We start from the raw sequence: 14861 nt of genomic DNA, 5'->3' as shown, positions 1-14861 counted from the left end.
CAGCCGGGTGACGGTTGTCGGGCGCTGCAGGCGCGTTGCTGACGATGGCTGGCGACCCGGCTCCGATGCGTGCGCCGACCTCTATTGCCCTCATCCACGCTTCGCGCACCTTCTCCCCCGTGCGGGGAGAAGGGCAGCGCGTCCCCGCGGCTGGTGCGTCCCCTCATCTGCATTTCGCGCATCTTCTTCCTGCGTGCACGAGAACGGCAATGCAAGGGCATGCATCCGTGGAGCGGGTTTTTTCGTCGCTGCGCGCGCTGGGTTGAGCAGCACTCCGCCTACGATTGGCTCAGCATTCGATGACGTTCACCGCCAGCCCGCCGCGGCTGGTTTCCTTGTACTTGTCCTGCATGTCGCGGCCGGTGTCGCGCATGGTCTTGATGACCTTGTCCAGCGAGACCTTGTGCTTGCCGTCGCCACGCATGGCCATGCGGCTGGCGTTGATGGCCTTCACCGCGCCCATGGCGTTGCGTTCGATGCACGGAATCTGCACCAGCCCGCCGATCGGGTCGCAGGTCAGGCCCAGGTTGTGTTCCATGCCGATTTCCGCGGCGTTTTCGATCTGCCCGGGGTTGCCGCCGAGTGCGGCAACCAGGCCGCCGGCGGCCATTGAGCAGGCCACGCCCACTTCGCCCTGGCAGCCGACTTCGGCACCGGAAATCGAGGCGTTTTCCTTGTAGAGAATGCCGATAGCCGCTGCGGTGAGCAGGAAATCGAAGATGCGTTGTTCGGATGCGCCTGCGCAGAAGCGGTCGAAATAATGCAGCACCGCCGGAATGATGCCGGCCGCGCCGTTGGTCGGCGCGGTGACCACGCGGCCGCCGGCGGCGTTTTCTTCGTTGACGGCCAGTGCGTACAGGTTGACCCAATCCAGCGTGGTCAACGGGTCGCGCATCGCCGCTTCCGGCTTGGAGGACAGTTCGCGGTACAGCGCTGGTGCGCGGCGGGAGACATTCAGGCCGCCCGGTAGCGTGCCTTCTTCGCGGATGCCGCGCGTCACGCAGGACTGCATTGCATTCCACAGTTCGCGCAGGCCCGTACGGATCTCCTCTTCGCTGCGCCAGCTCTTTTCGTTCTCGAACATCAGCGCGGCAATGCTCAGGCCGCTGCGCGCGCACTGCGCCAGCAGTTCGTCGCCGCTGAGGAACGGGTAGGGCAGCGGCGTTTCGTCGGCCACGATGCGGTCGTCTGCGGCGTCGTCCTGATTGACCACGAAGCCGCCGCCGACCGAATAGTAATCGCGTGTGGCGATGACGGCTTCATCGGCATCGTAGGCGGTAAAGCGCATGCCGTTGGTGTGGTACGGCAGCTTCTGCCGCTTGTTCATCGGAAGGTCGCGCTTTTCGTCGAAGACGATGGCGTGCTGGCCCATCAAGGTGATGCGCTTGCTGGTACGAATGCGCTCCAGCGTGGCGGGGATGATGTCCGGGTCGATCAGGTTGGGGCGGTGGCCCTCCAGCCCGAGCAGCACCGCCTTGTCGGTGCCATGGCCGCGGCCGGTCAGGGCGAGCGAGCCGAAGACTTCGGCTCGGATGCGCACCACGTCCTGCAGGCGCCCGGCATCGAGCAGCCAGCGATGCACGAAGCGCTCGGCGGCGCGCATCGGCCCCACGGTGTGGGAGGAACTCGGGCCGATACCGATCTTGAACAGGTCGAACGTGCTGACAGCCATGCGTGCCGGAGAGGTGAGCGTAAAGGCGGCTATTCTAGTCGTTCGGCGCTTGCGGCACGGCTGCAGCGCAGCATGAGAGCCCGGCCGATGCCCCTGACCCTGTACCAGCGCGACGATTGCCACCTGTGCGACCAGGCCGTGGAAGTGCTGGCGCAGGCGCGTGCAGGCGATTTCGACAGCGTGTTCATCGACGACGACGCGGCGCTTGAGGTCGTTTACGGCGCGCGCGTGCCGGTGCTGCGCGATGCGCGTGGACGCGAGCTGGATTGGCCGTTCGATCGCGTGCGCTTGCGCGCATGGCTGGACGACGACGTCGCCAAGCGGTAGGAGCGGCACGACAACGCGCCGGCTCCGCAATCTATTGCAGCCGGTGAGCACCGGCTCGCTGTTCCACGCCATGTGGGCACAAAAAAGCGGCGGACCCGACGAGTAGTCCGCCGCTCAGTGGCTGCGTCCGGTTTCAGCCTGTGGCGTTACTTCGCCTTCAACACGACCTTGGTGCTGATCGCGGTTTCGTTGGGAATGGTCTTGGTGTCGGCCCAGTCGCCGCCGCCCACGCCAAAGTCCAGCCGCTTGACGACGGCCTTGCCGGACAGCACCGGCTGCGCGCCGGGCGTCCAGGTAAAGGTCAGCATCACCGGCTTGCTGACACCGCGCAGTTCCAAGGTGCCGTCGGCAGCGTACTGGTTGCCGCCCAGGGCGCGGAACTTGTCGGCGCGGTAGCGCGCAGTGGCGAACTTGGCGACATTGAAGAAATCCGGACCCTGCAGGGTGGAATCGCGATCGTTGTTGCCGCTGACCGCGCTGGCCAGCGGGATACGCACATCGAGCTTGGCCCCGGCAAGATTGGCCGGATCGAAACTCAGCGTGGTGTCGAAGCCGGGGAACTTGCCGGTGAACACTTCACCGTCGTACTTGCTGGCAAATACCAGGCTGGAGCCGGGCGCCTGCACGTAATCGGCGGCCAGCACCGGCGCGGCGGCGAACGTGGCCACCAGCGAGGCCACCAGCGAGGCCGCGACCAGCATCGGAGAGACAAACAACTTGGACGACATGGGAAATCCTTATGGTTTGGGAGCCAGCCAGCCACGCGGCAACATCCGCGCCAGGGTGGCGTCGCGCTGGAACAGGTGGTGGTAAAACGCAGCGCCGGCATGCGCCAATACCACGGCAATCAGCAACCAGAAACCCCATTCGTGGACGAAGTGCGCAATGGCGCGCAATTGTTCGTCCGGGGGGCTGAGCTTGGGCACATTGAACAGGCCGAACCAGCGAAACGGCCGCAGGCCGCTGGTGGAGTCGTACAACCAGCCCGACAGCGGCATGGCGAAGATCATGGCGTACAGCAGCCAGTGGGTGAACCCGGCGATGCGCTCCTGCCAGCGCGGCGTACCGGCCACCGGCGGCGGTGCGCCGGCGTAAATGCGCCACCCAAGCCGCACGATCACCAAGGCCAGGACAGTCAGCCCCACCGATTTGTGCGCCGTGTACACCCAGAAGTATTTCGGGGTCTTGGGCAGCTCGCCCATGGTCAGGCCGACGATGCCCAGCACCAGGATCAGCAGTGCGATCAACCAGTGCAGGGTCTGGCTCACACCGCCCCAGCGCTCGAGGTTCTTCATGCTCATGTGCCCGATTCCTGGGTGGCGGCGGCGTCCGCAGGCGTGGGTGCGGCTTGCGGCTCGTGGGTCTCGTCGTCGGCGCGCCCTTCGCGCACGGCTTCGGCTTCGATGCGCAACTCCACGCTGTCGCCGATCATCGATTTCCAGGCATCAATCCCGAACTCGGAACGGCTCAGCGTGGCGGTGGCGGAGAAACCGGCCGTACGGCGGAACGGCGGGAGCGGATGGCGCTTGAGCGCGTTGAGGGTGACGTCCAGGGTAACCGGGCGGGTGACCCCGTGCAGGGTCAGGTTACCGCTGACCTTGGCGTGGTTTTCGCCGCTGGCCTCGACGTGCGTGGAGACGAAATGCGCGTCGGGAAAGCGCTCGGCGTCGAGTAGGTTGCGTGCCAGGGTGGCCTGGTTCCACTTGGCATCGCCCAGGTCTGCGCGGTGCAGCGGCACGGTGACATCCAGCCGGGCGGCGGCCCAGTCGTCCGGGTCGAAGACCAAGGTGCCGCTACTTCCGGAAACGGTGCCCAATGCCTTGGAAAAGCCGGCATGTTCCACCGCGAACAACACCCGGGTATGCACCGGATCCAGCGCATACCGCACAGGCGCAGCGGTGGCGGCGAGGCTGGTTGCAACCAGGGCAGAGGACACCAATAGGCGGGCGAGGATTGTCATGGGCGGATTCTAGACATATCCCGGCAACGCGCGCTCGGCTTGCGCTCGCAACGATCCGTTGCGAGCATGCCGGCTGGACGAGGAAAGGATTCCCCCATGCGTGTACTCATCGTGGTGCTGGCCGTGCTGTTGGCGATCTGGCCGTGCGCGGCAAAGATTCCGGAAGTGCCACGCTTTCGGATCGTGGGACCCAGCGAAGGATTGCCTTCGACGATGGTGGTTGCCATCAGCCAGGATCGCGCCGGCTATCTATGGCTTGGAACGCTCGACGGTCTGGTGCGGTACGACGGCGCGGGCTTCAGGACCTGGCGGCACGATCCGGCCGACCCCGGGTCGTTGCCCTGCAACGCGGTGCAGGCATTGCATATCGATGCGCTGGACCGGGTCTGGGTGGGCTGCGGCAAGACGCTGAGCGTGCTGGATGCCGGCCGCAGGCGCTTTGTTCACTATCGCGCTGCAGACTATCCATTGCTGAAGGACGGCGAGATCTTCAGCATCGCCGCATTCGATGGCGGCATCTGGGCCGGCACCACCACCGGTGCGCTGGTGCGCATCGGTGCCGACGGAGGGATGTCGTCGGTGAACCTGGGCGGGATCGAAGGCGCGCTGGATCACGCCATGGTCATGAACCTGGCGGTGGACAACCAGCACCGCCTGTGGATCGGCACCAGCAATGGCCTGGCCTATTACGACGGCACGCAACTGCACCGCCAATACGTCGCGGACGAGCCAAACCGGGAAGCGGCCATCTTCGGTTTGCAGTGGGCCGGGGACCGTTTGTGGCTGGGAAGCGAGTCGGGATTGCACGTGCTGCGCGCCGACGGTCGCTGGCAGCCGCTTGCCTGGTCAACGATGTTCGGCAACGGTAATGAGTTCTGGGGCGCAGTCGCGACGCCGGATGGCGAATTCTGGCTGGGCAGCGGACGTGGTCTTTGGCGCACGCGCGGAGAGCGTCCACCGGTGCCCGCCCTGAGCGGGGAGGGGCCGCTGTCGCGTCGTAACGTGATCGGCTTGATGGGGGCGGCCGATGGCGGCCTGTGGGTGCCCATGCATGGCACCGGGCTTGGGTATCTGCCAGCCGACTGGAAACGCAGTGCCGTGCTCAAGCCCGCGGTGCCGATGGGCGATGCGATCTATTGCAACCTGGCGCCTGCCAAGCGCTCAGGGGGCTTATGGCAGGTCGATGCGCAGGGGCGTCTGTTGCGCGTGGATCCGAGCACCGGCGATTCGTTCCAGACAGGCCTGCAGTCGCCGCAGCTCAAAGGGATGGAGTTGGTGTCGGCATTGGAAGATCGCCTGCAACGGGTGTGGCTGGGGAATTTGACCTTTGGCCTTTCGCGGATGGACCTGCGTACCGGTGACTTCGTGCACTGGCCGTCCGATGGGCCCGAGCCGTCATCGGCGTTGTCGGCGCCGGAATGGATCATGGAGCATGGCGACACCGTCTGGATGGCCTTCATCGACATGGTGCAGCAGCGCGATCTACGCACCGGCAAGGTCTTGCAGCGGATGACCCAACAAGACCTGCATGGCCTACGCGCGATCGACATCCAGCAACTGGACCAGGGCCCCGACGGACGCGTCTGGGTGGCCGGCGAGGGCGGCATGTTCGCATGGGACGACGCGACAGGCCGCTTCGTGCCGGTGGCAGGGCTTGAGGGGACGCCGATCCAGGCATTCGCCAGCCAGTCTGCGGACACACTTTGGGTATATCGCGCCTCCGGTGCAGAGCAGTGGCAAAAGCGCGCAGCCGGCTGGAAGCGCGTGCGTCAGGTAGGCGAAGCGGATGGACTGAGCGGGTTCGATGCCTCTGCCATGCAGATCGACCCGCGTGGGCGTGTCTGGATTTCCAGTCTGCGCGGGCTTTGGCGGATCGATCCCTCGGTGCATCCGGCGCGGGTCCGCAATATCGGCACGCGCGATGGCCTCACCAGTCAGGAGTTCATCCAGCATTGCCTGTTGACCTCGGGCGACACCTTGATCGGGGCAACCAGCGATGGCTCTACCGTGCTGCTGGATACCGCAATGCCGGACGTTGCCCCGTTCGTACCGGCACTGCAGCTGGAACACGTCAGCGTGCTGCGCAATGGCGCACGCATCGCCTTGCCGATGGACCGCCCGTTCCAGCTGGGCCCGGAGGACCGCCAGCTGCAGATCGTCAGCCGCCTGCTGTCTTACAGCGACCCGCTGTCCAATCGGTATCGCAGCTTCCTGAAAGGCTTCGATACGGACTGGCAGACCATAGGCAACACCGGCATCCGCGAATTCGCCAGCCTGCCTGCCGGCAACTACGCGCTTGCGCTGCAGGGCATCGACCCGCTGGGCAATCGCTCGCAGGTACGTTCGCTGCAGTTTTCGGTCAGGCCGCCCTGGTGGCGTAGCGAGATCGGGATTGCGGCGATTGGGTTTTCCGGATTGCTGTTGAGCGCCTTGCTGGCCGCCGCATATCGGCGACGTATTCGCATGCGCGCGCAATGGCAGCTGGCGCAACACAAGCGCGAGTTGGCCGAGCAGGCATCGCTGGCCAAGACGCGCTTTCTGGCAACGTTGGGTCACGAGGTGCGCACGCCGATGACCGGTGTGCTGGGCATGAGCGAGTTGCTGCTGCAGACCCCATTGGATGGCCGTCAGCAAGGCTATGCAAGCGCGATCCAGCTGGCCGGCAAGCACCTGCTGCGTCTGGTCAACGATGCACTGGATCTGGCCCGGATCGAAGCGGGCAAATTGCCGCTGGATTACCGCGATTTCGATCTGCGCCAGTTGGTCGGCCAGGTGGTGGAACTGGTGCGCCCGAGTGCCGAGCAGAAGCAGCTGGCCTTCCAGTGCGAGCTCGACGAGGCATTGCCGCCGGCATTGCATGGCGATGCCAGTCGCGTGCAGCAGATCCTGCTGAATCTGCTGTTCAATGCGGTCAAGTTCACCGAGCGCGGTAGCGTGCACCTGCGCCTTACCACATTGCCGCAGTACACCCGGCAGGGTCTGCGCGTGGAAGTGCGCGACACCGGGCCGGGCATGAGCGCCGAGCAGCGCGGACGGCTGTTCCAGCGGTTTGAACAGGCCGAAGGCGCGCTCACGCTGGCACGGCACGGCGGCAGTGGGCTGGGGCTGGCGATCTGCCGCGAACTTGCCGCGGCGATGGGCGGCGCGGTGACGGTCACCAGTGAATTGGGGCAGGGCGCGTGTTTTGTGGTCGAGCTGCCGTTGCACTGGGTGTCCACCTTGCCTGCGGTCACGCTGCCTGCAGTGCGCGCTCCGTCGCTGCGTGAGCAAGCGCCGTTGCAGCTGCTGCTGGTCGAGGACGATGCGACCGTGGCGCAGGTGATCGTGGGCCTGCTGCAGACGCGTGGGCATCACGTCACGCATGTGCTGCATGGTCTTGCCGCGCTGGCAGAGGTGAGCACGCGCAGTTTCGATGCGGGATTGTGCGATCTGGATCTTCCCGGCCTCGATGGTGCGGCGCTGGTGGCGCAGTTGCGCGCGCGCGGTGTGCGCTTCCCGATCGTGGCCGTGACCGCACGTGCCGACACGGATGCCGAACCGCAGGCGATGGCCGCCGGCTGCAATGGCTTTCTGCGCAAACCGGTCACTGGCGATTTGCTGGCGCAGGCCTTGGCGCGGGTGCTTGCCGATGTCGATGATGGCCAGCGCGAACGCGAGGCCGGCGACGCGTAGGTCCACGTGCAAGCCAGGCGAGGACGCGACAGCAGCCTCGCGCTGGCGCTGTCTTGGTTCCATGGCAGACAGCAAACCGGCAGTGCGTTCGCCACGACCAGTGCCATGCGCAGCAGATACCTGCTGCACTGGCCGGCCAAGCATTTGGTCGCATGCCGGGTCAGTCGCAGCGGGCAGCAGAACGGCAACTCGGCCAGGGAGCGAGCCAGTTCCTGGGACCAAGAACTGCGGCGTAGCGGGTAAAGTGCAGTCCCAACAAGGAACGCCGGGCGCACACGCGGCGATGGGGACACGGATGACGATGAAGAACGTGCTGATGTCGGTGCTGGCCGTGCTCTTGCTGCTGAGCGGGCTGGATGCGGCGGCGGTGAATCAGATCGAGACCCCGCGCATGCGCCGCTTCGGTAGTGCCGAAGGCCTGCCTTCGCGCATGGTGCTGGCCTTGGCCCAGGATCGGCAAGGCTATGTCTGGGCGGCGACCAGCGATGGCCTTGCGCGCTATGACGGCATCGGTTTGCAGGTATGGCAGCACGATCCGCATTTCGCCAGTTCGATTCCGGGCAACGAAGTGGAAACGCTGTTCGTCGATGATCGCGACCGGATATGGGTTGGCATCAACGGCTCGCCACCGAGCATGCTGGATGCGGCGCGCTCGGCGTTTACGACATTTCCCGACGTTGGCAGCGCATGCGATGGGCAGGCCTGGGCACTGGCCCAGGCACAAGATGCGATCTGGGTAGGAACCAGCAGTGCCGGGCTGTGCCGGCGCGAAGAAAATGGTCGGGTGACGGCGTTCCGTGCCACACCGGATGCGGCGGATGGACTGCCCAGCAACACCATCATGAGCCTGCTGACCGATGCGCGCGGCCGGCTATGGATCGGCACCGACAGCGGGTTGGTGATGCGCGACGGCGAGCGCTTCGTGCGCATCGCGCCAGACCGACTGAGCACGACGGTTTTCAAGCTCAGCAAGGATGCCGACGGTACGGTGTGGGTCGGGACCAGCAATGGCTTGTACAGGGTGACGCCTGCTGGTGCGCTGGAACGCGCGCCCTGGAGCGGGGCCGATGCCCTGCGTGCCGCGACCGTGGTACACGATGTGCACGGTGGCTACTGGATTGGTGCAGCCGACGGATTTTTCCGGGTGGCGCCGGGAGAAACCGCGCTGCGCCTGATGGAAGGCGATCGCGGCAGCGGCTTCCTCCCGGTGCGCTGGAGCGCTACGGCTGGGACGGGCGGCAGGCGCGCCTGCTGGAGCGGGTCGGGCACGAACACGGCCTGCCTCCTACCGAGATACGCGGCCTGGCGCTGGGCGGCGACGACACGGTCTGGGCCACCACCTCGCGGGGCCTGTTCGCTTACAAGCGCGGCCAGCCGCAGGTCCGCCGGTTCGGTCCACGCGACGGCCTGCCAGATAGCGAGTTTTCGATGCGTCCGCCGGCGATTGGTCACAACGGCCAGGTGCTGGCGCTGACGACCAGCGGCATCGTGTTGTTCGATCCGTCGCGGCCATTTGCGCCTGCGCCGCTGGCCCGTCTGGTGATCGAATCGGTGCAGGTGCGGCGCAACGATGCCGAGCGCCCGCAGACGGTTGCCCACAACGCGCCGGTGATCCTGCAGGCGCGCGATCGCGATCTGCGCATCAGCGCACGGCTGTTGTCGTTTGTCGATCCGGCCTCCGCGCATTACCGCTACCGTGTCAATGGCTACGACGAACGCTGGGTGGAGCAGGGTGCCAGCGGCGAGCGCGTGATCTCGCGATTGCCGCCTGGCGACTGCCGCATCGAGGTCCAGGCGCGTGCCGGCGATGGCGATTGGGTCGCTGCGCCGGTGTTGCAACTGGAGGTGCGGCCGCCGTGGTGGTTGAGCACGGCCGCGCAATTGGCCGCGGCAGCGCTCTGCATGCTGCTGCTGTACTTAAGTATTTGGGCCTGGCGAAAGCGCGTGCGGCGGCAGCAGGAGTGGGTGCTGACACAGCAGCGGCAACAGCTGGCCGAGCAGGCATCGATCGCCAAATCGCATTTCCTGGCGACGCTTGGCCACGAAGTGCGTACACCCATGACTGGCGTGCTGGGCATGAGCGAGTTGCTGCTGGCCACGCCGCTGAATGCCAAGCAGCGCGGGTATGTCGATGCGATCCGCAAGGCCGGCACGCATCTGCTGCGCTTGGTCAACGATGCACTGGATCTGGCACGCATCGAGGCCGGCAAGCTGGAGTTGGTACAGCAGCCCTTCGATCCCGCGCAACTCACCCAGGAACTGGCCCATTTCATGCATCCCATCGCTGACGCGCGCGGCCTGCGCTTGGAGTACCGCAATCAGCTTCCCCCGCATGTGGTGGTCGTGGGCGATGCAACGCGGGTGCGTCAGATCCTGATCAACCTGCTGGGCAATGCGATCAAGTTTGCCGAACGCGGCGAGGTGTCGCTCACCATCAGCCAGCACGGCGATGCCCTGCGCTTCAAGGTGCGCGATACGGGTCCTGGCATCGGCTCGGAACAGCAGAAGCGACTGTTCCAGCGCTTCGAACAAGGCGAGGGTGCGCGCACCAGTTCGCGCTACGGCGGCAGCGGGCTTGGGCTGGCGATCTGCCAGGAACTCACCGTGGCGATGAAGGGCCGAATCCGCGTGCGCAGCCGGCTTGGCGTCGGCACCCAGTTCACCGTGGATCTGCCCTTGCCGATCGACCGCTCCGGCACACGTATCGCCACCGGCCAGGTGCAGGCGCCTGCAGGCGAGCCGCTGCGCATCCTGCTGGTGGAAGACGACCCGACCGTGGCGGAGGTGATCAGCGGCTTGTTGACCAATCGAGGTCACCGCGTGGTGCATGCCGCGCATGGGCTGGCTGCATTGTCGGAAACGGTGGATGGCAGGTTCGACATCGCGCTGCTGGATCTGGATCTCCCCGGGCTGGACGGCTTTGCCCTGGCATCGCAGCTGCGCCAGCTTGGCCATCGCTTCCCGCTGCTGGCAGTCACGGCACGCGCTGACAGCGCCGCGCAGACCCAGGCCAAGGCCGCAGGTTTCGACGGATTCCTGCGCAAACCGGTCACTGCCGATCTGCTGGTGGAAGCGATGACGGCTGCGCGCGCAGCCGCCGGCATGCAGGCCACGACCTAGCGTGGGTGCACGGCCCCGATGCGTTGACGATGCCGGTGCTCATCGGGCATCGCATCGCGTAAAGACGGCCGTACGATGCCTGCCTGCTGTAACGATCACCGTTGGCGCGCTTCTGTGTGTTGCCAGCATCAGGCAAGGTCCGCACTATGCGTGCAAAGGACACGCGAGCGCATGCTGCTACCACCACAACACCCCAGTCGTCGCATGCCGCTGAAAGCCTTGATGACGCGGGCTCTATTACTGCTTTGCCTGGCCGTCGTGTCAGGCTGGCCGAGTCTTACGCTGGCCGGCGTGCCGGTACTGCCGCAGCCGCGGCAGCTGACCGTGGCCGACGGGCTGCCATCCAACGTGGTGTACGGCTTCGATGAGGATGCCAATGGATATTTGTGGCTGGCCAGCAGCGATGGGTTAGCGCGTTACGACGGGCGAAACTTCCGTATCTGGCGCATCGAAGACGGTTTGCGCGACAACCAGATCTGGGCGGTTCACGTCGACAAGCGCAACCGGGTCTGGATCGGGACCGGCATGGCAGGCCTTGCGATGCTGGACCCCGCACGCCATCAATTCACTTTCTATGATGGTGCGCGCTATCCGGAACTTCGCGGCGCTGCGATCTGGAACATCAAGTCTACCGACGACGGCAGCATATGGTTCGGCACTGAAATGAGTGGGCTATACCGGCTGCGGCCGGATGGTTCGCTGGAGCATTTCGCACATCGTGCCGACGATCCGCGCAGCTTGCCCGACAACGCGATCTATCGGCTCGATGTCGATACCCGCGGCACACTTTGGATCGGTACCGCCGATGGTGCTGCGCATTGGACGGGTAATGACTTCGAGCGGCAGGCATTTCCGGATGGCACCGCACAGATCATCACCCGGCTAACTGCCGATGCCGATGGCAGCATCTGGATCGGGACCAGCGACGACAAGCTGTTTCGGCGCGATCCAAGTGGTCATCTCAGTCCGCACCGTTGGCAGGCACCTGCAGAATATCCGGTATTGGGCGTGTTGTTGCGCGACCAGGACGGCAGCTATTGGCTGGACACCTTGGCCGGCCTAGGCCATACGACTGGTGCGGAGGTGCGCAATGTCCCCCTGTACAGTCTGTCTGCGCACGGGCGCATCCGTCCCAACTGGGAATCGGCATATCAGGATCGCGAGGGCGGTGTATGGTTTGCCAGCCCCAACGGCGGGCTCTGGCATCTCCCCTCGAACTGGCATCGTTTCGCGGTTGTTTTCAACTACATGGACGACGGTGGCCAAGGTGGCAACCTGGCGATCCAGGGCACTGCAAAATCGCGCGATGGTCGGATGTGGTTGGTGGGCACCTCGGGCGTGCTCGAACGCGTAGATCCTGCCACCGGCAAAATCGAGCGTGTATTGCCCACCCTGGGGGCTGCCAGCTGGTCCAATAGCGTGCTGGAGGATCGCAAGGGTAACGTCTGGGTCGGGCAGTTTGCCGAGCTGGTGCGCTTTGATCCCGCTACTGGCCAGGTGCAGCACTGGAAGGCTGCAGCAAGCGGCTCGGACGCGGCTGCACAGGACGCGACACTGGACGCTTCCTTGGAAGCGCTGCAGCAGACCGCCGATGGTCACATCTGGGTCCATGCCGCGCTTGGGCTACAAGAGCGGGACGAACAAGGTCGCTTGCTGCGCACCATATTGCGCGGGACCCACGGCCTTGCAGCAGATCTGGTGGTTTACGACCTGCAGGCTGGGCCGGACGGAGCGCTCTGGCTGGCCAGTAATCGTGGTCTGCAGCGCTGGAACGCGTCGGTTGCGCGCTTCGAGCGCATTGCCGGCGCGCCCGACGAACCTATCTTCACTTTTCGCTTCAGCGACAACCAGATCGCCTGGTTTGCCGGGCTAGGGAAGCTCCATCGCTATTTGTGGAAGAACGGCACCCTGCAACATCTAGATACAGTGGGGCCCGAGCAGAACTTCCCTGCGCTTGCGCCACAGGGACTGGTGGTCGACCACGACGGTGTTGCCTGGATGTCCAGTATGCGTGGCCTGATTCGCGTTGACCCGGCCACGCGGGGCGTGCGCGTGTTCGGGGTTCATGACGGCCTGCCCAATCCGCAATTCGTTGCGCGTTCTTTGGTGCAATCGTCAAAGGGCATGATCGTCGGCGCGACGCCGGATGGGCTGGTGATCTTCGATCCTGCCGAACTCAAGCCGAATGATCATCGGGTGCCGTTGGTGATCGAACGTGTGGGTCTACGTCGCGGCGAGAGCGGGCTGGATCTGAGTCATGTCACGCCTTTGGTCATGCAGGACGGCGATCGCGACTTGCATATCGTCGCCCGCCTGCTCAGCTTCGCCGACTCCGAATCCAACAGCTACCGCTTCCGCCTGAGCGGCTACGACCCGGACTGGATCGATGTCGGGCCCAGTGGCGAGCGCCTGTTTTCGCGTCTGCCTTCAGGCCGTTACACGCTGGAAGTGCAGGGGCGCACTGCAGACGGGATCTGGTCGGCGAGCCAGACCTTGCGTTTTCAGGTGTTGCCGCCATGGTGGCTGTCGCCGTGGGGCTTGAGCCTGCTGGCCCTGCTGACCTTATGCGTGATTGCTGCAGCCATCTTGTTGTACCGCCGGCGGTTGCGTCGCTTGAATGCCTGGCAGCTTGCGGTGCACAAACAGGAAGTGGCCGAGCAGGCGTCCCTGGCCAAGACGCGTTTTCTGGCGACCCTGGGCCACGAAGTACGTACGCCGATGACGGGCGTCTTGGGCATGAGTGAACTGCTGCTCAAGACTTCGCTGGATCTCAAACAGCGCAGTTACACCGAGTCGATCCGCCGCGCAGGCGCGCATCTGTTGCGGCTGGTCAACGATGCGCTGGATCTTGCGCGCATCGAATCCGGGCGGCTGGAGCTGGATGTGGAGCCGTTTTCGGTGCGTCAGCTGGTGGCCGAAGTGGAGGCGTTGATGGCGCCGCTGGCGCAGGAGCGTGGCCTGCGCTTCAGCCTGGAGATCGGGCTGCTCGGCGATATCACTGCCAGTGGCGATTGCACCCGCATCCGGCAGATCCTGCTCAACCTGCTCAATAACGCGATCAAATTCACCGAGCGCGGCGTGGTCGGTTTGAAGTTGACCACGCTCGGTTCCTATCAAGGCCTGCGCTTTGAAGTGGCCGACACGGGGCCGGGCATCAACGCCGAACAGAAGGCGCGGCTGTTCCAGCGCTTCGAGCAGGGCGATGGTGCCAGAACCACCTCGCGCTACGGCGGCAGTGGTCTGGGCTTGGCGATCTGCCAGGAGCTGGCAATCGCCATGGGCGGGCAGATCGAGGTGATCAGCCGACTCGGTGCGGGGACGCGCTTTGTGGTGGATCTGCCGCTGCGCTGGGTGGCTTCCAACGCCGCGCTCGGTGGCGAGACCGCGCATGCCGAGACGGCTATCGAACCGCAGCGCATCCTGCTGGTGGAAGATGACCCGACCATCGCCGAGGTCATCGTCGGCCTGCTGCAAGCGCAAGGGCATTCGGTCGTGCATGCCCCGCATGGCCTGGCGGCGCTGACCGAAGCGGCCGACAACACGTTCGATCTGGCATTGCTGGATCTGGACCTGCCCGGGCTGGATGGTTTTGCGCTGGCGCGGCAGTTGCGCGTCTTCGGCTACGACATGCCGTTGATCGCCGTGACTGCACGCGCCGACGAGGTCGCCGAACCAAGTGCGCAGGAAGCCGGCTTCGACAGCTTCCTACGCAAGCCGCTCACTGGCGACATGCTGGCCTCCACCATTGCCGAAGCGTTACGCAGCAAGCGCTGACAAGCGCTGCGGATGCTCTGTCACCGGAGCAGGCATCCAAGTATCACGCGGCGTGTTCGTCCGCTCTTGGGCCGCTCGAACAGCGATGCGGGTCGCGATGGTCTGGCCAGGCGGAAGGGCGCTGCAGGTGCCCTGCCACCCGGGGCGCGGCAAGCGGTTGCGTCGCAAGCAAGTGTCGGCGGAAAGAATTGTCGGGCCCGCTTTTCGCAAGCCCTGCAACGTGCAACGGACTGACCAATGACGCTGCCGCGGGCGCCTTGCAGCCTGAGCGCGTGCGCACAACGGGCAGAGCGCGCTTGCCCGCACCGCGCGTGGCCCGCACTATGCGCCGACTTG

At 65.3% G+C, this 14861-nt stretch carries 7 protein-coding genes and 1 pseudogene; 4 read left to right on the top strand and 4 right to left on the bottom strand.

The features are described from left to right. Nucleotides 1-289: 289 nt before the first annotated feature. Entirely contained in the window at nucleotides 290-1672 is a 1383-nt protein-coding gene (locus tag J7396_RS08220; protein WP_008575300.1) for an L-serine ammonia-lyase, read from the bottom strand. Nucleotides 1673-1759: 87 nt separating this feature from the next. Between J7396_RS08220 and J7396_RS08215 the strand changes: the two genes are divergently transcribed. Continuing rightward, the gene (locus J7396_RS08215; RefSeq protein WP_014090734.1) at nucleotides 1760-1999 is read left to right on the top strand and encodes a glutaredoxin family protein; all 240 of its coding nucleotides are present in this window, start codon (nucleotides 1760-1762) and stop codon (nucleotides 1997-1999) included. Between the two features lie 146 nt (nucleotides 2000-2145). On the opposite strand, the gene J7396_RS08210 is transcribed toward J7396_RS08215, so the two are convergent. From J7396_RS08210 to J7396_RS08200, 3 genes are read right to left on the bottom strand one after another with little or no spacing between them, the layout of a single operon-like run. Beyond that, a complete protein-coding gene (locus tag J7396_RS08210; protein WP_209261283.1) occupies nucleotides 2146-2727 on the bottom strand; it encodes a YceI family protein in 582 nt (193 codons plus the stop codon). A 9-nt stretch (nucleotides 2728-2736) separates the two neighbouring features. Beyond that, entirely contained in the window at nucleotides 2737-3300 is a 564-nt protein-coding gene (locus tag J7396_RS08205) for a cytochrome b (protein WP_008575305.1), read from the bottom strand. Beyond that, nucleotides 3297-3959, bottom strand: coding sequence for a YceI family protein (locus tag J7396_RS08200; RefSeq protein WP_011348191.1), 663 nt, complete (start codon nucleotides 3957-3959; stop codon nucleotides 3297-3299). Before J7396_RS08200 ends, J7396_RS08205 begins: the two co-directional genes overlap by 4 nt. A 96-nt stretch (nucleotides 3960-4055) precedes the next feature. Here J7396_RS08200 and J7396_RS08195 point away from each other — a divergent pair, with 96 nt between their 5' ends. The 3 genes and pseudogenes from J7396_RS08195 (at nucleotide 4056) to J7396_RS08185 (ending at nucleotide 14525) form a co-directional block, all read left to right on the top strand. Beyond that, nucleotides 4056-7631, top strand: a complete 3576-nt coding sequence (locus J7396_RS08195; protein WP_209261282.1) for a hybrid sensor histidine kinase/response regulator — start codon at nucleotides 4056-4058, stop codon at nucleotides 7629-7631. Nucleotides 7632-7932: 301 nt separating this feature from the next. Next, nucleotides 7933-10751: pseudogene (locus tag J7396_RS08190) on the top strand (ATP-binding protein). 204 nt (nucleotides 10752-10955) lie between these two features. Continuing rightward, nucleotides 10956-14525 carry a two-component regulator propeller domain-containing protein gene (locus J7396_RS08185; protein ID WP_209261281.1) on the top strand — a complete coding sequence of 1190 codons (3570 nt, stop codon included), beginning with the start codon at nucleotides 10956-10958 and terminating at the stop codon, nucleotides 14523-14525. The last annotated feature ends 336 nt before the right edge of the window (nucleotides 14526-14861 follow it).

Source organism: Xanthomonas sp. A1809 (genome assembly GCF_017746015.1).
Classification (GTDB): domain Bacteria; phylum Pseudomonadota; class Gammaproteobacteria; order Xanthomonadales; family Xanthomonadaceae; genus Xanthomonas; species Xanthomonas euvesicatoria.
The sequence above is the reverse complement of the archived record's forward strand: the minus strand, read 5'-3'. Positions and strand labels throughout refer to the sequence as shown.